The 19,255-nt window shown below is 74.3% G+C and carries 19 protein-coding genes; 9 read left to right on the forward strand and 10 right to left on the reverse strand.

The window, feature by feature from the left end:
- The first annotated feature begins 234 nt into the window (after positions 1–234).
- Positions 235–1,467, forward strand: coding sequence for an MFS transporter (locus BS73_RS31370; protein WP_051941203.1), 1,233 nt, complete (start codon positions 235–237; stop codon positions 1,465–1,467).
- Positions 1,468–2,221: 754 nt separating this feature from the next.
- On the opposite strand, the gene BS73_RS31380 is transcribed toward BS73_RS31370, so the two are convergent.
- Positions 2,222–3,046 (reverse strand): DNA-formamidopyrimidine glycosylase family protein, encoded by an 825-nt coding sequence (locus BS73_RS31380; protein WP_037577753.1) that lies wholly within the window; start codon positions 3,044–3,046, stop codon positions 2,222–2,224.
- Positions 3,047–3,269: 223 nt separating this feature from the next.
- Here BS73_RS31380 and BS73_RS31385 point away from each other — a divergent pair, with 223 nt between their 5' ends.
- Entirely contained in the window at positions 3,270–4,118 is an 849-nt protein-coding gene (locus BS73_RS31385; RefSeq protein WP_051941204.1) for an SGNH/GDSL hydrolase family protein, read from the forward strand.
- A gap of 66 nt (positions 4,119–4,184) precedes the next feature.
- Positions 4,185–5,912, forward strand: a complete 1,728-nt coding sequence (locus BS73_RS31390) for a thiamine pyrophosphate-dependent enzyme (RefSeq protein WP_084704496.1) — start codon at positions 4,185–4,187, stop codon at positions 5,910–5,912.
- 103 nt (positions 5,913–6,015) lie between these two features.
- On the opposite strand, the gene BS73_RS31395 is transcribed toward BS73_RS31390, so the two are convergent.
- Entirely contained in the window at positions 6,016–6,600 is a 585-nt protein-coding gene (locus tag BS73_RS31395) for a TetR/AcrR family transcriptional regulator (RefSeq protein WP_037577755.1), read from the reverse strand.
- Positions 6,601–6,701: 101 nt separating this feature from the next.
- Here BS73_RS31395 and BS73_RS31400 point away from each other — a divergent pair, with 101 nt between their 5' ends.
- Positions 6,702–7,088, forward strand: coding sequence for a nuclear transport factor 2 family protein (locus BS73_RS31400; RefSeq protein ID WP_037577756.1), 387 nt, complete (start codon positions 6,702–6,704; stop codon positions 7,086–7,088).
- Between the two features lie 16 nt (positions 7,089–7,104).
- On the opposite strand, the gene BS73_RS31405 is transcribed toward BS73_RS31400, so the two are convergent.
- On the reverse strand, positions 7,105–7,734 hold the full coding sequence (locus BS73_RS31405) for a TetR/AcrR family transcriptional regulator (protein ID WP_037577757.1): 630 nt from the start codon (positions 7,732–7,734) through the stop codon (positions 7,105–7,107).
- Between the two features lie 79 nt (positions 7,735–7,813).
- Between BS73_RS31405 and BS73_RS31410 the strand changes: the two genes are divergently transcribed.
- Positions 7,814–8,236: an SgcJ/EcaC family oxidoreductase gene (locus BS73_RS31410; RefSeq protein ID WP_037577758.1), complete on the forward strand. Its 423-nt coding sequence runs from the start codon at positions 7,814–7,816 to the stop codon at positions 8,234–8,236.
- Positions 8,237–8,321: 85 nt separating this feature from the next.
- Here the strand turns inward: BS73_RS31410 and BS73_RS31415 are convergent, their stop codons facing one another.
- Positions 8,322–9,032 (reverse strand): FadR/GntR family transcriptional regulator, encoded by a 711-nt coding sequence (locus tag BS73_RS31415; protein ID WP_037577759.1) that lies wholly within the window; start codon positions 9,030–9,032, stop codon positions 8,322–8,324.
- Between the two features lie 77 nt (positions 9,033–9,109).
- On the opposite strand from BS73_RS31415, the gene BS73_RS31420 reads away from it, so the two are divergent.
- Positions 9,110–10,276 (forward strand): acyl-CoA dehydrogenase family protein, encoded by a 1,167-nt coding sequence (locus BS73_RS31420; protein ID WP_037577760.1) that lies wholly within the window; start codon positions 9,110–9,112, stop codon positions 10,274–10,276.
- Positions 10,277–10,348: 72 nt separating this feature from the next.
- Here BS73_RS31420 and BS73_RS31425 read toward each other — a convergent pair whose 3' ends face one another.
- The gene (locus BS73_RS31425) at positions 10,349–11,086 is read right to left on the reverse strand and encodes an IclR family transcriptional regulator (protein WP_037577761.1); all 738 of its coding nucleotides are present in this window, start codon (positions 11,084–11,086) and stop codon (positions 10,349–10,351) included.
- Between the two features lie 200 nt (positions 11,087–11,286).
- Between BS73_RS31425 and BS73_RS31430 the strand changes: the two genes are divergently transcribed.
- A complete protein-coding gene (locus tag BS73_RS31430) occupies positions 11,287–12,759 on the forward strand; it encodes an MFS transporter (RefSeq protein WP_037577762.1) in 1,473 nt (490 codons plus the stop codon).
- Positions 12,760–12,816: 57 nt separating this feature from the next.
- Positions 12,817–14,010, forward strand: a complete 1,194-nt coding sequence (locus tag BS73_RS31435) for a CaiB/BaiF CoA transferase family protein (RefSeq protein WP_037577763.1) — start codon at positions 12,817–12,819, stop codon at positions 14,008–14,010.
- A 24-nt stretch (positions 14,011–14,034) separates the two neighbouring features.
- Here BS73_RS31435 and BS73_RS37935 read toward each other — a convergent pair whose 3' ends face one another.
- Positions 14,035–14,556: a hypothetical protein gene (locus tag BS73_RS37935; protein ID WP_037577764.1), complete on the reverse strand. Its 522-nt coding sequence runs from the start codon at positions 14,554–14,556 to the stop codon at positions 14,035–14,037.
- 136 nt (positions 14,557–14,692) lie between these two features.
- The gene (locus BS73_RS31445; RefSeq protein WP_037577765.1) at positions 14,693–15,055 is read right to left on the reverse strand and encodes an arsenate reductase family protein; all 363 of its coding nucleotides are present in this window, start codon (positions 15,053–15,055) and stop codon (positions 14,693–14,695) included.
- Positions 15,056–15,566: 511 nt separating this feature from the next.
- Here BS73_RS31445 and BS73_RS31450 point away from each other — a divergent pair.
- Positions 15,567–16,151: a hypothetical protein gene (locus BS73_RS31450; protein ID WP_037577766.1), complete on the forward strand. Its 585-nt coding sequence runs from the start codon at positions 15,567–15,569 to the stop codon at positions 16,149–16,151.
- On the opposite strand, the gene BS73_RS31455 is transcribed toward BS73_RS31450, so the two are convergent.
- From BS73_RS31455 to BS73_RS31465, 3 genes are all read right to left on the reverse strand, one after another.
- A complete protein-coding gene (locus tag BS73_RS31455; RefSeq protein ID WP_051941205.1) occupies positions 16,137–16,877 on the reverse strand; it encodes a VOC family protein in 741 nt (246 codons plus the stop codon). The genes BS73_RS31450 and BS73_RS31455 overlap by 15 nt on opposite strands.
- 122 nt (positions 16,878–16,999) lie before the next feature.
- A complete protein-coding gene (locus tag BS73_RS31460; RefSeq protein ID WP_037577767.1) occupies positions 17,000–17,923 on the reverse strand; it encodes an RNA polymerase sigma-70 factor in 924 nt (307 codons plus the stop codon).
- The gene (locus BS73_RS31465) at positions 17,920–19,167 is read right to left on the reverse strand and encodes an NAD(P)/FAD-dependent oxidoreductase (RefSeq protein ID WP_051941206.1); all 1,248 of its coding nucleotides are present in this window, start codon (positions 19,165–19,167) and stop codon (positions 17,920–17,922) included. The genes BS73_RS31460 and BS73_RS31465 overlap by 4 nt, the downstream gene beginning before the upstream one ends.
- Between the last annotated feature and the right edge of the window lie 88 nt (positions 19,168–19,255).

Raw genomic sequence — 19,255 nt, forward strand, 5'->3', positions numbered from 1 at the left:
CGGCTCGATACGTACAACCGACCACATATCCGACCACTACCGAACGCCGCCCCCTTTCCGCGCTGTTTCCACCAGCCGGAGCGGGGGCGGCGCTTTGTCGGATACGGGCCGCGAGGGCGCCGGATACCGGTGCGCGGCAGTGGTTGGACCGCGGGGAATAGGTGTATCTTGCACGTACCTTTTGAGCACCGTGTACGTCGTCCTTGAACCGATTCCGAGCAAGGAGCACAGCACGTGAGTGGCACCCCCGGCGGCGCGCACGCCAGCCCCTTCCGACAGCCCAAGGCGGTCTTCGCGGTCGCCTTCGCCTGCGTGGTCTCCTTCATGGGCATCGGTCTCGTCGACCCCATCCTGCCCGCGATCTCCCACCAGCTGAACGCCTCGCCGACCCAGGTGACCCTGCTCTTCACCAGCTACCTCGTGGTCACCGCGGTGGCCATGCTGATCACTGGCTGGGTCTCCAGCCGCATCGGCGCCAAGCGCACCCTGATCTACGGGCTCTGCCTGATCGTCGTCTTCGCCGCGCTGGCCGGGTCCAGCGGCAGCATCGGCGGCATAGTGGGCTTCCGGGCCGGCTGGGGCGTCGGCAACGCGCTCTTCATCGCCACCTCGCTGGCGGTCATCGTGGCCTCGGCCACCGGCGGCTTCGCCGGGGCGATCATCCTCTACGAGACCGCGCTGGGCGTCGGCATCGCCTTCGGGCCGCTGGTGGGCGGGCTGCTGGGGGAGGTCAGCTGGCGGGGGCCGTTCTACGGGGTGGCCGTGCTGATGGCGATCGCGCTGCTGGCGACGGTCGTCCTGGTCGAGCCGCTGCCGAAGCCGGCCCAGCGCACCTCGCTGAGCGCGCCGCTGCGGGCGCTGCGGCATCGGGGGCTGCTGACCATGTCCGTCGCGGCGCTGCTGTACAACTGGGCGTTCTTCACGATGCTGGGCTATGCGCCGTTCCCGATGGGGCTTGGGGCGATCCAGCTGGGGCTGGTGTTCACCGGGTGGGGTGTGCTGGTGGCGGTCTTCGCGGTGTTCGGGGCGCCGGCGCTGCAGCGGCGATTGGGCATCGCGCGGACGCTTTACGCCAATCTCTTCCTTTTCGCTCTCACGATGGCCGCGATCGGATTGTGGACGAACCAGCGGACGGTGCTGATCTGCTGCGTCATCGTGGCGGGCGTCTTCTGCGGGGTGAACAACACCGTCACGACGCAGGCGGTGATGACCATCTCGCCGGTCGAGCGGCCGGTTGCCTCGGCGGCGTATGGTTTCGTCCGATTCATCGGGGGCGGGCTGGCGCCTTATGCGGCGGGGCGGATGGTGGACGCGTTCAACGTCCATGTCCCGTTCTACGTGGGCGCGTTGACCCTGCTGGCGGCGATCGCGGTACTGGCGACCGCGCGCCGCGAGCTGGCGCAGTCCGAACGCGCGCAGGCGTCGGAGGCGCCGACCGCGGCGCCGGTCCCCGCGACGCAGGGCTGACGCCTCTAGCCGCAGCTTGCGGCGACGGGGTCGCGTCTGCGACCCGCGCGCCGCAGGCGCGCCTCGGGGGCGCGGGGAACTGCGCCGTGCGGCAGGGCAGTCAGTGCGCTCGGCGGCGGAGTTGGGGTTGCAGCCCGTTGGCCGTTGCCGTGTGCGGCGGGGTGGTGTCTGGGCCGCGCAGTTCCTCGCGCCCCTTGATCGCGCCTGCGGCGCCGGGGTCGCGGAGCGACTTGGGGGCGCGGGGAACTGCGCGGGGCGGCAGGGCAGTCTGGTGCGCTCGGCGGCGGAGTTGGGGTTGCAGCTCGTTGGCCGTTGGCGTGTGTGGCGGGGTGGTGTCTGGGCCGCGCAGTTCCTCGCGCCCCTTGATCGCGCCTGCGGCGCCGGGGTCGCGGAGCGACTTGGGGGCGCGGGGAACTGCGCGGGGCGGCAGGGCAGTTTGGTGTGCTCGGCGGCGGGGTTGGGGTTGCAGCTCGTTGGCCGTTGCCGTGTGTGGCGGGGTGGTGTCTGGGCCGCGCAGTTCCTCGCGCCCCTTGATCGCGCCTGCGGCGCCGGGGTCGCGGAGCGACTTGGGGGCGCGGGGAACTGCGCGGCGCGGTAGGGCAGTTTGGTGTGCTCGGCGGCGGGGTTGGGGTTGCAGCTCGTTGGCCGTTGCCGTGTGCGGCGGGGTGGTGTCTGGGCCGCGCAGTTCCTCGCGCCCCTGAGGCGCGCCTGCGGCGGCGCGGTCCGGGTTGCGGACCGTTGGCCGGTTGCGGGGTCAGGCTGTGGGGGACGGGCCGCGTTGGCAGTGGGTGCACCAGTAGGTGACGCGGTCCTCCGGGTCGGCGCCGGGCGGGGTCGTGGAGACCGGGCCGCCGCAGCGGCCGCAGCCCGTGCGGTCGCGGCCGTAGATCCAGTGGCGCCTGCCGGGCCGGGTGTCGCCGGTGGTGACGTGGCCGTGGCGGAGGCGGTTCGCCCACAGCAGCCGGCGCCCCAGCGCGACCGTGCGGGCGAGGTCCGCCTCGGAGAGCTCGCCCACCGGGATCCACGGCGTCACCCCGCGAAGGAAGCACAGCTCGACCCGGTAGACATTGCCGATGCCGGCCAGGTTCCGCTGGTCGAGGAGCGCAGCGCCGAGCGCCCGCTCGGGCCGGGACGCCAGCCGGCGTACCGCCTCGGCCGCGGCCTCCGGCCCCCACCCGGGGCCGAGGAGGTCCGGGCCGAGGTGGCCGACGGCCTGCTCCTCCTCCGCGGTGTCGAGGAGCTCCAGTACCGGCAGGCGGTAGCCGACCGCCGTGTACCGGCTGTTCCCCAGCACCGCCCGCACCTGGAACGCCGGCCCGCCCCGCCACCGCTCGCCGGCCTTGCTGATGTCCCAGCGCCCGTCCATCCGCAGATGGCTGTGGAGGGTGCGGCGGGCGCCGTCCCGTTCGATCCGCATCAGCAGGTGCTTGCCGCGCGGTACCACCTCGGTGACCGTCCCACCGGTCAGGTCGACGGTGGCCAGCCGCGGCACCCGCAGATCGGCGCGGACCAGCTCGCGGCCGGCCAGCGCCTGGTGGAGGCGGTGGGCGGCGAGATAGACGGTGTCACCCTCGGGCATCCCCCCATGATGCCCCGACCGGGCGGCGTACTGCGGCTATCTCACATGGGCATGTCAGGTTACTGATGGGTGGATTCTCCAGATGCCGGGCGAAAGTCGGCGTCGGAGGACTGTGCGGCGGGGGTGCCGTCTGCTACTCAAGAGAGGCGGGACGCCTACCGGCGAGTACCCGCAGGGCACCAGGCAGTACTCCGTGGCACCACCCGTCACCGTGGAGGAACCCATGCGCATCAGACCCAGCCGCACCGCCTCCCGCACCGCCTCCCGCACCGCCTCCCGCACCGCGTCCCGCACCGCCTCCCTCGCCGCAGGACTCGCCGCCGTCGCCGGGGCCGTCCTCGCGCTCGCCGACCCCGCCGGGGCGGCCGGCGTGAACTACGTGGCCCTCGGCGACTCGTACTCCTCCGGAGTCGGCGCCTCCAGCAGCTACCTCAACTCCTGCGACCAGAGCACCAGCGCGTACCCGTACCTCTACCAGTCGGCCGTCAAGCCCGCCTCGTTCGGCTTCGAGGCCTGCGGCGGTGCCACCACCACCGACGTCCTCAACAACCAGCTCGGTCCGCTCAACTCGGCGACGACGCTGGTCAGCATGACCATCGGCGGCAATGATGTCGGGTTCTCCACGGTGATGGAGGACTGCGTGCTGGGCAGCGACTCGACCTGCCTGAACGCCATCAACAGCGCCGAGAACACCACCCGCACCCAGCTCCCCGCCTGGCTGGACGCCACCTACAGCGCCATTCGCTCGCACGCCCCCAGCGCCCACGTGGTGATCCTCGGCTACCCGCACTTCTACGACCTCGCCAACTCCAGCTCCTGCGTCGGGCTGGACACCACCAAGCGCACCGCGCTGGACCAGGGCGCGGACCTGCTGAACAGCACCATCCAGACCGAGGTCGCCAAGTACGCGAACTTCACCTGGGAGAGCGTGGCCTCCCGGTTCGCCGGCCACGAGCTGTGCGACTCCACCCCGTGGCTCCACTCCCTCACCTGGCCGATCGGCAGCTCGTACCACCCCACCGCGGCCGGCCAGTCCGGCGCCTACCTGCCGGCGCTGGAGGCCGGGCTGTAACCGCGGCGACCGTGGCGACCGCTCCGGCAGGCGGCGGTCTCCCGTCCGGCGGCGGGAGTTGAGAGGCTGGCGGCGTTCTTCGACGCCGTCACCGCCTCCGCTCGAAAGGGAACGCATGAGCGACCCCGCCGCCACCCCGCCCGCCCCCGCCCGGGCGGGCGGATCCTCGTCGACCAGCTCCTCCGGCACGGCGTCCGCACCGTCTACGGCGTGCCGGGGGAGAGCTACCTCGCCGTGCTGGACGCCCTCCACGACAGCGCCGTGCGGATGGTGGTCTGCCGCCAGGAGGGCGGCGCCGCCTACATGGCCGAGGCCTACGGCAAGCTCACCGGGCGGCCCGGGGTCTGCCTGGTCACCCGCGGGCCCGGCGCCTCCAACGCCCTGGTCGGCCTGCACACCGCGGAGCAGGACGGCACCCCGCTGCTGCTCTGCGTCGGACTCGTGCCCCGCGGGCACAGCGACCGGTTCGCCTTCCAGGAGATGGACCTGCGGGCGGTCTTCGGCTCGGTGGCGAAGGCCGTGGAGGTCTGCGCGGACGCCGCCCGGCTGCCGGAGTACCTGGCCCGGGCGATGGCGGTGGCCGCGAGCGGGCGCCCGGGGCCGGTGGTGCTCGGGATCCCCGAGGACGTCCTCGCCGACACCGCCTCGGTGCCGGACGCCGAGCCGCTGCCGATCCCGTCCGGGGGTGTGGGCGAGCCCGAACTCGACCGGCTGGCACGGCTGCTGGCGCAGGCCGAGCGGCCGCTGCTGTTCCTCGGCGGCAGCCGGTGGACCGAGCCGGCCCGGGAGGACCTGCGGGCCTGGGCGGAGGCCTGGGAGCTCCCGGTGGCCGTGGACTTCCGCTGCCAGGACCTGATACCCGACGACAGCCCCGTCCACATCGGCAACTTCGGCTACGGCCGCTCGCCCCGGCTGGCCCGCCGGCTGGCCGAGACCGACCTGCTGCTGTGCGTGGGCACGGCCCCGGGCGACGTGGCCACCGAGGGCTACACCCTGCTGGACGAGGCCGGCACCCGGATCGTCCAGGTGCTCCCGTACGACCAGCCGCCCGGCGTCCTCTACCGGGCCGAACTCGCCCTGCTGGCCACCCCGGAGGCGTTCGGGGCGGCCGTGCGGCGGCGGCTGCCCGCGCCGGAGGGTCCCGGTCCGCTGCCCTGGTCCGCCCGCACCAAGCGGGACCGCGCCGACCGGCTGGACTTCCGCGCGCCCGTCCACAACGAGGAGGACGAACTCGATCTGGGCAGCTGCGTCGAGGAGTTGGACGCGCGGCTGCCGGGGGACGCGGTGATCACCTTCGGCGCGGGCAACTACTCCCACTGGGCGCAGCGCTTCCTCACCTACCACGCGGGAACCCGCCAACTCGGGCCGCGCAACGGCTCGATGGGCTACGGACTGCCGGCAGCGGTGGCCGCCTCGATCGAGTACCCGGGCCGGCGGGTGGTCTGCTTCGCCGGCGACGGCTGCTTCCTGATGAACGGTCAGGAGCTGGCCACGGCGGTGGGGGAGGGGGCGGCGCCGCTGATCCTGGTGCTGGAGAACGGCACCTACGGGACCATCCGGATGCACCAGGAGCGCGCGTACCCGGGCCGGGTCAGCGGCACCGCCCTGACCAATCCGGACTTCGCCGCCCTGGCCAGGGCGTACGGCGCCTTCGGCGAGGCGGTGACCGCGACCGCGGAGTTCGCGCCCGCCCTGGACCGCGCGCTGGCGGCGGTCGACGCGGGCCGCCCGGCGCTGCTGGCACTGCGGATGGCGCGGGGGCGGCTGGGGCCGGAGCTGCGCGTCGCGGAGTGAGGCGAAGCGCGGGGACGGCTCGACGCCGAGGCGGGCCGCCGGCAACCGGCGCTCCCGCCGCTCCGGGCGCTCCCGCGCTCCCGCCGACCCCGGCGCCGGGGCGTCAGAGCCCGGGCCGGGGCTCTTCGAGGAGTCCCGCGACGAGCTCGCGGACGTAGGCCTCGTCCGTGCCGGGGATCGAGAAGACCACCCGGAAGTAGAGCGGCGCGACGATCCGGTCCAGGACCTCCGTCAAGGAGGGGGGCGGCGGCGCGTCGCCGCGCTCCCGCGCCGCGTCGAGGACCGGGCGGAACCGCTCGCTGACCCGGCGCAGGCACTCCCGCAGTCCGTCGTGGCGCTCGTCGACGTCGGGTGCGACCTCGGCGCGGAAGAAGGCGATGCCGCCGGGGCGGGAGAGCTCCGCCAGCGTCCAGGCCGCCTGGTTCTCCAGGTCGGCGCGGAGCTCGCCGACCAGCGGGGGCGCGCCCGCCTCGCCGCGGTGCTCGGCCACGTCGGCCAGCAGCCCGGCGACCGTCCCCCAACGCCGGTAGAGAGTGCTGGAGTTGACGCCCGCGCGCTTGGCCACGGCGGGCAGGGTCACCTGGTCGGCGCCGCGTTCGCCCACCAGTGCCACGGCGGCGCTGTGTACGGCGGCACGGACGCGGCTGCTGCGGCCACCGGGCCGCTTCGTCGATGCGTCGGTGTTCACCCGGCCATTCTAATGCAGAGATTTGTGCTTTAGTCGCGGGTGGGTCTAGGGTCGGGTTTAAAGCGGAAATCGCTGCTTTAGTGCCATCCGAAGGGAACGCCATGTCCACCTATGAAGACGCCCTCGCCCTCGGGCGCAGCTTCCACCAGGCCCTCATCTCGGCCGACTGGGAGGGCATCCGGGCCCTGCTGCACGAGGACGCCACCTGGACCCTGCCCGGCGACAACGCCGTCTCCGGCACGGCCGCCGGCGCCGACGCGGTGGTAGAGCGCGCCCAGCGGATCGCCTCCTACGGCCTCGACTTCGCGCTGCTCCACCTTCTGGTGAGCCGGGAGAATCTGGCGCTCTCCCTCCACAACACCGCCCGCAGGGGCGATGTCGTGCTGGACGAGTACCTGGCCACGGTCTGCCGGCTCCGGGACGGCAGGATCGCCGGCATCGAGACCTATCTCTCCGACGTGGCCGGGATGGACGCCTTCTTCGTCTGACCGTCGCGGTGCGGGGTCAGCGCCTGACCCCGTAGTCGCCCAGGGAGGGTTCGAGGAGGTCGAAGGCGGCGCGGGCGGCCCGCGCCAGCGAGCGGCGGATCCGCTCGGGCGGCTCGCCGGCCAGCACGCGACGGGCCGCCTCGGCGAACAGGACCCGGGGGACCGCGGCCAGTTGGGCGGCGACCACGCGCTGCCGCGGGCCGTCCGCGCCGGACTCGGCGGCGATGGCGTCGCCGAGGGCCTGCTCACGGAGGTCGAGGAGTTCCCGGCCGCGGGCGGCGAGCACCTCGCTGTCCCGGACCAGCCGGGCGAAGTCGGCGGTGGGCGGGCCGAGGGTGACGTCGCCGGCGGCGAGCCGCGCGGAGTGATCGCGGCGGACGGCGGTCAGCAGGCTCTCGCCGGGCGCGCGGGCGGCGACGGCGTCGGCGAGGCCACGGACGGTCTCCTCGGCGCGGTCGAAGACCAGGTCCTCCTTGCGCGGAAAGTAGTTGGTGACGGTCATCTTGGACACCCCGGCGGCCTCGGCGATCCGGGCGATCGTCACGGTGTCGAAGCCCTCGGCGGCGAAGAGCGCCATCGCGGCCCCGGAGACGGCTCGCCGGGTCTCCTGCTTCCTGCGCTCCCGCAGTCCTGCTGCTGGACTCATGGCCGCCAGAATAGCGAGATGGTGGGTCGAACCAAAACTTATGCTTGACCTAAGTTTGGGTCGGGCCTACGGTGGCGGTATGAGTGACGAGTCCGTCGAGCGCCGGGCGATCCGGGAGCTCGGGCAGCGCCTCCAGGACGCCTGGAACCGCGGCGACGCGGTGGGCTACGCGTCGTGCTTCACCGAGGACGCGAGCTTCGTCGCGTGGAACGGCGAGCGGGGGTTCGGCCGCGAGGCGATCGCGGCGGCCCACCGCCCGCTGTTCGCCGGACCGCTGGCGGGATCCCGGATGAGCCTGACCGACCGCCGCCTCGGCGGCCGCCACCTCCGGTTCGTCCGCGAGGACGTGGCGATCGTGGTGGCGCCGGGCGTGGTCACGCGGGCCGGCGAGGACCCCGAGCGCCCCGAGCATGCATCAGTCCAGACCTTCGTCCTGACCAGGGATGCCGAGCGGCGGTGGCGCGTGGCCGCCTTCCAGAACACCCGCCGGTCGGCTGCGTAGCGGGGGCGGACGCCCCTGCGCGTGCCCGGCCACCCGTTCCGCCGCACTCGCCGGGGGCCCAGGGGGTGGGATCCGCGTGCGTCCCCTAGCGCGCCTCCGCCGCGTACGCGGTGACATGGCGGGCCATCCGGCGGGAGGCGGCGGGCGCGTCGCCGGCGCGGATGGCGCGGGTCACCGCGCGGTGGGCCAGGACGGTCTGGTGGCGGATCTCCGGGTCGGCGAAGCGGGTCGACTCCGCGCGGGTCGCGCCGTGCACCGCCGCCGAGAGGGCCGTCATCAGCCCCGCCAGGATCTCGTTCCGTCCGGCCGTCGCGACCGCGACATGCCAGTCGATGTTCGCCCGCAGGAACTCCTCGATCGGCGCCGAGGCCTCCGCCATCAGCTCGGTCGCCGCCTCCAGCGCGGCCAGGTCCTCGTCCGTCCGGTGCACGGCCGCCAGCGCGGCGCAGGACGGCTCGATCGCCTCCCGCGTCTCCAGCAGCGCGTCCAAGCGGATGTCGTGGCCCCGGATCACCAGTTCGACCGACCGGGCCACCGACTCCCGCCCCGGCCGCCGTACGAACGCGCCGCCGCCGCGCCCGGTCCTGATCCGCAGCAGGCCCTGGACCTCCAGGATCCGCAGTGCCTCGCGCACGGTCGAGCGGCTCATCCGGGTCTGGGTGACGAGCTCGCGTTCCGCCGGCAGGGCGGTGCCCTCGGCGAACTCGCCGTCCAGGATGCGCTCCCGCAGCTCGGCGGCGAGGACGTCGGAGGCCTTGGGGACGGTGAGCGGGCCCAGCCGCGGGGTCTCGGGCATGCGGCGCAGAGTACCAGCGCGGGCCGTCTGAACATCAGTCTGTGTTTTCGGTCAGACCTTTGTTAGCTTGCGGGCCCATGGACTTCGAACTGACAGAGGATCAGCGGACCATCCGCAAGGCCGTCGCCGAGCTGGCCGCCCGTTTCGACGACGACTACTGGCGGGAGCACGACGAGTCCAAGACCTTCCCGGAGGCCTTCTACCGGGCGCTCGCGGACGGCGGCTGGCTCGGCGTCACCATCCCCGCCGAGTACGGCGGCCACGGCCTCGGGATCACCGAGGCCTCGCTCATCCTGGAGGAGGTCGCCGCCTCCGGGGGCGCGATGAACGCGGCCAGCTCGATCCATATGTCGATATTCGGCATGCACCCGGTGGTGGTGCACGGCTCGGAGGACCTCAAGTCCCGTACCCTGCCCCGGATCGCCGACGGCGGCCTGCATGTCTGCTTCGGCGTCACCGAGCCCGAGGCCGGCCTCGACACCACCCGGATCCGCACCTTCGCCCGGCGGGAGGGCGGGGGGTACGTGGTGGACGGCCGCAAGGTGTGGATCTCCAAGGCGGTGGAGTCCGAGAAGATCCTCCTCCTCACCCGCACCACCCCGCTCGACCAGGTGAAGAAGCGGACCGACGGCCTCACCCTCTTCCTGACCGACCTGGACCGCGGGCACGTGGAGATCCGGCCGATCCGCAAGATGGGCCGGAACGCGGTGACCTCGAACGAGCTCTTCATCGACGGACTGCGGATCCCCGAGCGGGACCGGGTCGGCGAGGAGGGCCGGGGCTTCCACTACCTGCTGGACGGCCTCAACCCGGAGCGGATGCTGATCGCCGCCGAGGCGCTGGGGATAGGGCGCGCGGCGCTGCGCCGGGCGGTGCGGTACGGCAACGAGCGCGAGGTCTTCGGGCGGCCGATCGGCATGAACCAGGGCCTGCAGTTCCCGCTCGCCGACTCGCTCGCCCGGCTGGACGCGGCGGAGCTGGCGCTGCGCAAGGCCACCTGGACCTACGACCGGGGGCTGCCCTGCGGCAGGGAGGCGAACACCGCCAAGTACCTCTGTGCGGACGCGGGCTTCCAGGCGGCGGACCGGGCGCTGCAGACCCACGGCGGGATGGGCTACTCCGAGGAGTACCACGTGGCCCGCTACTTCCGGGAGGCCCGGCTGATGAAGATCGCCCCGGTCAGCCAGGAGATGGTCCTCAACTACCTCGGCGAGCACGTGCTGGGGCTGCCGCGCAGCTACTAGCGCCGCGTCGGGCGAGGGTCCGCCCCGTCCCGGGCTCCCCCCGCCTGCGCCCGCGGTGCTGCGCGACCGCGGTCACAGGCGGGCGGAGAGGTCCGCCGTCGCGGACTTCAGACGGGCCGCCGCCTCGTCGAGGAGGGCGGCCATCCGGGTGGTGGGGCCGGCGATCGCCACCGCTGCCGCCAGGCGGTTGCCGACGAAGACGCCGCAGGCCGCGGCGGAGATGTCGGGCAGGGTCTCGCCGCGGTTGTAGGCCACGCCCTCCGCCTGAACGGCCGTCAGAACGGCCTCCGCGTCCGCCCGCCGCCCCGGGTCGGCGAACTCCCGGGCGAGGTAGGCGGCCCGCCGCGCCGCGGACCGGTGGGCGAGCGCGACCTTCCCCGCGCTGGTCGGGTACAGCGGCCGCCGCACATGCAGCGGCGGTGAGTAGCGCAGCACCTGGCGGGACTCCGCCGTGTCCAGGTACACCATCGAGTCGCCGACCGGCCGGCCGAGGGTGACCGTCTCGTCGAACTCGTCCCGCAGCTGCTCCAGCATCGGCCGGGCGAGCTGCACCAGCGGCGGCTGCGGGGTGGCCAGCAGGGCCCCCGCGGCCGGTCCGAGGACGTATCCGGCGCCCCCGTCCGCCTCCGCCAGGTAGCCGGTGGCGATCAGGCCGTGGACGAGCCCGTGCACCGAGGACTTGGGCGCGTCCAGAGCCGCGCACAGCTCCGACAGCCGCACTCCGCCGCGTCCGGTGGCGGCCGCCGCCGCGGCGGCCTCCAGGATCGCGGTGACCCGGCTCACGGTGCGGTGCTCCGCCGACGACGCCACGGTTGCCGATCCCTCCCAGGTGGGACGCGATTAGGTCCTGATGCGACGTCATTGTGTCAGCCAACCGACCTGATCGGACCGGTACCCGAGCCTTGACGGTGATCTGCGCCACTTCCTAGCTTGTCCTTGCCGGCGAACCGGCGTTCGCATTTACGAACGCACGGGCATCCTCCCATCCGCCCGCAGGACAAGGATTCGCGATGACCGGAACCGGACACGGACCAGCCCAGCCCGTCGCGGGCAGACCCCAGGAGCCGGCCGGCGCCGGCGCGGCCCGCGCCCTCGGCGCGCGGATCGACCGCCTGCCGGTCTGGGGGCTCAGCCGGGCCTTCTTCGGAGTCCTCGGACTCTCCTTCTTCTTCGCCTACTTCGACATCTCCGCCATCGGCGTCGACATGGCCCCGATGCTGGCCGACCTGCACATCCCGCTGGCCGACTCGGGGCCGCCGGTCACCTGGGGCCTGATCGGCTACGTCGGCGGCTCGGCCGTCTTCGGCCACCTCGCCGACGCCATCGGCCGGCGTACCGCCCTGCGGCTGAGCATCGCCACCCTCGCCGTCGGCAGCCTCCTCACCGCCTGCTCCTGGGACCTCGTCTCGGTCACCGTCTTCCGTACCCTCACCGGCTTCGGCATCGGCGCCCAGATCGCCGTCGCCACCACGCTGGCCGGCGAGTTGGCGGGCCGCAGCGTACGGGGGCGGACCGTCGCGCTGTCGGCGCTCGGCGGGGCGGTGGCCTTCGTCGTCACCCCACTGGTCGGCCTCGGCCTGACGCCGTTCGCCCACACCGGATGGCGGGTGGTCTTCGCACTGGGCGCGGTCAGCGCGCTGCTGCTGCCGTTCTCCGGCGACCGCTGGCTGCCGGAGTCCCCGCGCTGGCTGGCCGAGCGCGGCCAGGGCGCCCGGGCCGAGGAGACCGTGCGGCGGATGGAGCGCACCGCCCGCGAGCGCACCGGCGGCGCCGAACTGCCGGAGCCGGTGGTGCCGGTGGAGCCCGCGGCGCCGGTGGAGCCGGTGGTGCCGGTGGCGCCCGGACCGGCCGCGGTCTCCGGAGCGGCCACGGCCTCCCGCTGGTCCGGGCTGCGGGCGCTGCTGACGCCCCGTCTCCTCCGGCGCCTGGTACTGGTGTTCGCGTTCTGGTTCTGCTGGTACCTCACCATCTACGGCTTCCTCGGCTACGGCCCCGAGCTCCTCACCGACCTCGGGCTCTCCGTCCCGGAGGGGCTGCTCTCCAGCGCCGTCGGCAACCTCGGCTTCCTGGCCGCCGGGCTGCTCGCGCCGCTGCTGATCGACCGGGTCGACCGCAGGTGGATGATCCTCGGCGGCGGGCTGGTCTCCGCCCTCGGCCTGCTGCTGCTGGCGGGCGCCGGCCAGTCCACGGCCTCCTGGATCAGCCTGCTGGTGGGCTTCGGCAACTTCCTCGGCGTCACCGCCGCCTACACCTACACCAGCGAGATCTTCCCGACCGCGGTGCGCGGTTCGGCGATGGCGGTCGGGGACGGCCTCGGGCACGTCGGCGGGGCGATGGCGCCCTTCCTGGTCCTGCCGCTGCTCCACGACTTCGGGGCGGGCGGGGCCTTCCGCGGCCTCGCGGTGGTCGGCGTGGCCAGCGCCGTGCTGATCGCCTTCGGCGTCCGCACCCACCGCAAGTCCCTGGTGGAACTGACCGGTTGAGGGAAGAACGGCACCGAACGCCGACCCCGGCCGACCCCGGATGAGGAGTGTGGACCCATGCGTCCCTTGGACGGAATCACCGTCGTCAGTCTCGAGCAGGCCGTCGCCGCCCCGCTCGCCACCCGGCACCTCGCCGACCTGGGCGCCCGGGTGATCAAGATCGAGCGCCCGGACGGCGGCGACTTCGCCCGCGCGTACGACGGCGCCGTCCGCGGCATGGCCGCCCACTTCGTGTGGCTCAACCGCGGCAAGGAGTCCGTCGTGCTGGACCTCAAGTCAGAGGAGGGGCGGGCGGCGCTGGCCGCCCTGGTCGCGCGGGCGGACGTCTTCCTGCAGAACCTGGCGCCCGGCGCGGCCGCCCGGCTCGGTTTCGACGCGGCGACCCTCCGGGAGCGCCATCCCGAGCTGGTGGTGGTCGACATGTCCGGCTACGGCAGCGCCGGTCCCTACCGGGACAAGCTCGCCTACGACCTGCTGGTGCAGGGCGAGGCCGCGCTGGCCTCGGTCACCGGCACCCCGGACACCCCGGTGAAGACGGGGGTGCCGATGGCGGACATCGGCGCCGGGGTCTACGCCTACTCCAGCACTCTCGCCGCTCTCCTCCGGCGCGAGCGCGGAGGCGGCGGGGCGCACCTGGAGATCTCCATGTTCGATGCCATCGCGGAGTGGATGGGACACCCGCTGTACACCGCCGTCCACACCGGCCGCGAACTGCCGCGCAGCGGCCTCGGCCACCCGGTCATCGCCCCCTACGACGCCTATCCGACGGCGGACCGGGAGGCCGACGGATCGCCGGTGCGGGTGCTGATAGGCATTCAGAACGACCGGCAGTGGCAGCGGCTGGCCGAATCCGTGCTGGGCCGCCCCGAGCTGGCCGCAGACCCCGGGTACGCCACCAACGTGGCCCGGGCGGGCAACAGGGAGGCGGTGGACGCGGTGGTCGCCGAGACCACCCGCACCCTGGGTGCGGACGAGCTGCTCGACCGGCTGGACAAGGCGGGCATCGGCAACGCCCGGCTGAACACGGTGGCCGGGCTGGTCGACCACCCGCAACTCGCCGCCCGCGACCGGTGGCGGGAGGTGGCCACCCCGGTGGGCCCGATCCGGGCACTCCTCCCGCCGATGAACTTCGCGGACGCCGACCCGGAGTCGGAGGGACCGGTGATGGGCCCGGTGCCGGCACTCGGCGAGCACACCGAGGCGGTGCTCGCCGAGTTCGGCCTCACGAACGGAGCGGGGGGAACGGACTGAACGGGGGGAACGGATCGAGACGGGTCAGCAGTCCGGGACCCCGGGGAGCGGCGCGTCGTCGTCGCCCCCGGCGACGAAGACGTTGGAGACCCAGTTGCCGTCGCCGAGCCGGGTCCACCAGAAGTTGTAGTGCCTCCCGTAGGAGACCGATCCGCCCGGCGCCTGGCAGCGGGCGAACGCCGGGCCCGTGGTGACGTGGCCGGTCACCGGGTCCGTGATGTGCGGCCCGGAGTGGACGTTGGCCCGGGCCGCCGTGACGTTGACGACCAGCGCCTGGATCGTGTGGGGCGCCAGGTCGGTGCCGGAGGCGAGGCTCGGGCGCGCGGCGTGCTGCGGGTACTGCGGCAGGGCGTGCGGGGCCGGGATCGCCGGGATCGCCGCCGGCCGGGGGGCCGGCCGGGTCGCGGCCGAGGCGGCTGCGCCGGGGGCCAGTGCCAGCGCCAGTGCGGCGGCCGCCCCCAGGGCGCCGAGGGCGCGGACCCGGAGTCCGGGGCCACGGCGGGTGCCGGAGCCGCAGCGGGCGTGGTTCTCGATCAGATTGACCATGCCCACTGCTTCGGCAGCCGGGCCCGCGGACCCCAGCGCTTTCGCCGAAAGCCACTCCGGTGGAGTAGCGGTCGGCCGTCGCGGGCGCCGGGGCGCGGGGCCGCGGGCGCGCGACGGGCGCGCCGGCCGTGGCGGGTCAGGACCGGGAGATGGCGTCCCGGACCGCCTCCTCGCTCCGCGCGACCAAGGCCGTGCCGTCGTCGGCGGTGATGATCGGCCGCTGGATCAGCTTGGGGTGTTCGGCCAGCGCGGCGATCCAGCGGTCGCGGTTGGCGGCCTTGCGCGGCCAGTTCTTCAGCCCGAGCTCCTTGGCCGCCTCCTCCTGGGTCCGGACGATGTCCCACGGCTCCAGGCCGAGCCGGTCCAGCACCTGGCGGAGCTCGTCCGCGGTGGGGACGTCCTCCAGGTAGCGCCGCACGGTGTAGTCGGCGCCCTCCGCGTCCAGCAGCCGCAACGCGGAGCGGCACTTCGAGCACGCGGGATTGATCCAGATCTCCATGCCAAGAGGGTAGCCATCCCGGCCGGTGCTCCCGACCTCGGCCGGACGGCCACCGAACGAGTGGCAGAGGGGCGCGCGCAGAGCGTGGCGCGCCGGTTCGGATGGGGACGCGCGGGTGTCATGAAACCGAACGGGATCCGGATGAACGAAGGGACTTCCGCATCATGAGTACCAGTACCGCCACTGCCCGCCGGGGGCGTGTCCGCCTGCGGGCGGCCGCCGCCACCGTCGCCGCTGCCGCCGCCGTCGCCCTGTCGACGGGGCTGTGGGCGTCGGCCGTCCAGTCCGCGTCGGCCGCGCCGCTGCCGGGCGCCGTGTCAGCCGCCGATCCGGTGGCCCCGGCCCAGACGGCCGTCCAGGCCCCGGCCCAGACGTCCACTCAGACCCCCGCCCAGGCGCCGGCACAGACCCCCGCCCAGGCGCCGGCCCAGGCGCCGGCCCCGCCCAGGCCCCGGCCCCCGCCCAGGCCCCGGCCCAGACGCCGGTCCGGGCTGACGGAGCCTCCGTGGTGATGGACGGCCATGCCTCCTTCGACCTCAGCGGGAAGATCCCCGGTCTCACCCTGGCCGGCACGGACGGCGCTGCCACGGTCGGCCAGGGCAGCGGCGTCCGGATGTGGGTCACCGGGGGCTCGCTGGACCACGCCGACCGGCGGTTCACCGGCGGCGAGGCGGTCCTCTCCGGCGGCTTCCAGCTTCGGATGGCCGACCGCAGCACCACGATCGACCACCTCGACCTCGACGTGGCCAGCGGCGAGCTGCGGGGCCGGATCGACGGCCAGGCGATGCCGCTCGGCACCCTGGACACCGACCGGCTGCACGTCACCTCCGCCGCCGGCCAGCACCGGGTGTACTTCTCGGTCCGCGGTGACCTGCGGCTGAGCGAGGCCGCCGCGGCCCGGCTGAACACCGCGCTGAACACCGGCGTGTTCGCCTCGGGTGACGTCCTGATGGAGGGTGACGTCGCCCTCGGCGTGCCGCTGGACCGGCGGCTCGCCTCCGACCTGGGCATCGGCTACGAGGCCGCGACGGACGCCAGCATCCAGGCCGACATCCAGCGGGGCGCCCCCACCGACCTGGGGCTAGGCCTGATCTGACCTCCCGGCGGCCGGGCCCTGCGGGCCGCCCGCCAGCAGGCAGTACGGCGCCCCGGTCGGGTCGGCGCAGGTCGCCGGCCCGACCTGGGCGCCGAGCCGCCGGTGGAGTGCGGCGGTCGCCGCCGGATCGTCGCAGGCCAGCGCCGGGCTGGCGGACGCCGGGTAGGGGCCGGCGGCGCCCAGGCCCCGTACGGAGAGGTCGAAGGGCAGCGGGGCGGGGGCGAGCAGCCGGTGGTCCCGGCCGCCGGCGGCGACCAGGGTGTCCCACCCCGTCAGCGAGGACCAGAAGCCCAGCTCGGCGGCGAGGCCGGCGGTGTGGACCGCCAGGACGACCCGGCCCAGCCGGACCGGCGCCGGGGGCGGGGTGCGCTCCCCGCGCCAGCCCCGTACGGTGAACGGCTGCCCGGCGGGGGAGCGGAGCCATCCGTCCGGGCCGACCCGGGCGCCCAGCGCGCGGGCCCTGACGGCCAGCCGGTCCGGCTCGTCGTCCGCCAACTCCAGCCGCACGCCGGGGAGTTCGGCCGAGGCGGCGTCGCCGCCGGCGCCCCGGCCGGTGGCCAGCAGGCCCAGGCAGGCGTCTCCGCCCGCGGGGAGGAGAGTGGTGTGGGTCCAGTCGCGGCCGTGCTGCACCGAGGGCCGGGTGCCGGTGGCCGCCGCCCAGAACTCGCGGGCGCGGGCCACATCCCGGCGCTGCCGCACGAGATGGGCGAACGTCCAGCGGATCACAACGGCTTCATGCTCCCCACAGATCTGTTTCAATCACCCTACGGGACAGCGATTCACATACAGCTCACGGGAGTTGACCGACCGTGCGCGATCGGCGGGCGGCTGCCGGCGGACCGGTGCCGTCAGCGGGTGCCCATGTCGTGCCGGGTGCCGTCGGCGAGGGCGTGCAGCTTGTCCGGGTTGGCGACGTTGTGGACGGCGGTGATCCGGCCCTCGGCGTCGAAGTCGAAGGTCACGGTGGCGATCACCCGCTCGGGCCCGCGGAAGAGGAGGCCGGGGCCGCCGTTGATCTCGGTGAGCTCGCCGTGGATGTCGGCCGGCTCGACGCCCTGGTAGGAGGTCTCGCCGAGGGCCGCGAACCAGGCCGCCACGGTGGTCGCGCCCACCACCGGGCGCAGCGCCTGGCGGACCTTGCCGCCGCCGTCTGTCCACAGCGTGACGTCCGGGGAGAGCAGCTCCATCAGCGCGTTGACGTCACCGCCGCCGGCCGCCGCGAAGAACCGCTCGGTGGCAGCGCGCTGGGCCGCGCGGTCGGCGGTGAAGCGCGGGCGGCGGGCCCGCACATGCTCCCTGGCGCGGTGCCCGGCCTGGCGTACCGCCGCCTCGGAGCGCTCCACCGCCTCGGCGATCTCCGCGTGGCTGAAGTCGAAGACCTCGCGCAGCACGAACACCGCCCGCTCCAGCGGGCTGAGCGTCTCCAGCACCACCAGCAGGGCCATCGAGACCGTCTCCGCCTCGGCCACCGCATCGGCGGCGCTCGCGGTGGTGAGGATCGGCTCCGGCAGCCACGGCCCGACGTAGGTCTCCCGCTTGCGCCGGGTGGAACGCAGCCGCTCCAGCGCCAGGTTGGACACGATCCTGGTCAGGTACGCCCTGGGGTCGGCGACCTGGCGGCGGTCCGCGGCCGACCACTTGAGCCAGGCGTCCTGCACCGCGTCCTCGGCGTCCGCCGCCGAGCCGAGGAGGCGGTACGCCACGGAGAACAGCAGGCGGCGGTGCCGGTCGAAGACCCGCTGGTCGGGATGGGCGGGGAAGAGATCGGTCACTGCGGCCCCCGGTTCCTGGTGTAGCGGCCCCCGCGGGGCCAGAACGCGCCCCAGGCGGGCATCCTCTTCATACGGCCGTACGTCGGCCAGGGCGAGGCGGTCACCGTCTCCTTGTACCTGACCGCGGCCCGGCCGGTGAGGAACATCCGCCGGGGACTGTCGTCGGGGTGGGTGAACTGCACCACGGCGTCGCCGCGGCCGAGGCTGACCGGCGTGTGGTAGTAGCCGAAGCGGAACGGCCTGGGCCGGCGGCCGCGGAGCTCTCGGTGGATGGAGAGGGCGGCGTGCGCCCCCGTGGGCATCCCGCTCTGGCAGGTGCCGTGGAGGACACCGTAGCCCTGGCGGACGGCGGCGGCGTCGCCGATCGCGTACACCTCCGGGTGGGAGACCGACCGCAGGGCGGCGTCGGTGACGATCCGGCCGCGCTCGTCGACGGCCAGCCCGGCGGCGGCCGCCAGCGGGGAGACCCGGGTGCCGCCGGTCCACAGGACGGCGTCGGCGGCGACCGCCTCCCCGCCGTCCAGCTGGACCCCGTCGGGAAGCACCTTCACCACCTCGACGCCGGCCCGGACCTGGACGCCCAGCCGGTCGAGGGCGGCCCGCAGGTGGGCGCGCGCCCGGGCGGCCATGGCCGCGCCCGGTTCCTGACGGCCCATCAGCACCACCTTCAGCCGCGGGTAGCGCTCGGCGATCTCGGCGGCCGACTCGACGCCGGCCGGCCCGCTGCCGACGACGGCGAGGGTGGGGGCGGAGGGGGAGGCGGAGCCGGGGGCGGGGACGGCGTCGCCGTCGGCCAGTCGCCGCAGCCGGTCCGCGAGCAGCTCCGCGTCATGGACGCTGTCGAGGGTGTAGGCGTGGCCGTCCGCCCCGGGGACGGCGGCGGTGTCCGCGACCCCGCCCAGGCCCCAGACCAGGGTGTCGTACCGGAGGACCCGGTCGTCGTCGATCCGCACCGTCCGGGCGTCCGCGTCGGCACCGGTGACCCAGCCGCGGACGAACTGCACGCCGGTGCCGTCCAGCAGCTCCGGGATGCTGAGGTCGGCGGTCCGCCGGCCGGCCGCCGTCATGGGCAGCCGCAGCCGCTCGGTGAACCGCTCCTCCGCGTTGACCAGGGTCAGCCGCACGTCCTCCCGGCTCTTCACCCGGGCCGCGAGCTGCACGGCCGCGGCCAGCCCCGCGTAGCCCGCGCCGAGGATCACCACCTGGCGCTGCCCCCGGTCCTCCTGCTTGTTCCGTGCGCCCATCGTTCCGCCCTCTTCCGGTTGCTCGTTCTGCCTCGTTCCGCCTCGTTCGGCGTTGACGACCAGCAGATGGAGGCGGACCGCCGGTCCG

This window comes from Phaeacidiphilus oryzae TH49 (assembly GCF_000744815.1).
GTDB lineage: Bacteria > Actinomycetota > Actinomycetes > Streptomycetales > Streptomycetaceae > Phaeacidiphilus > Phaeacidiphilus oryzae.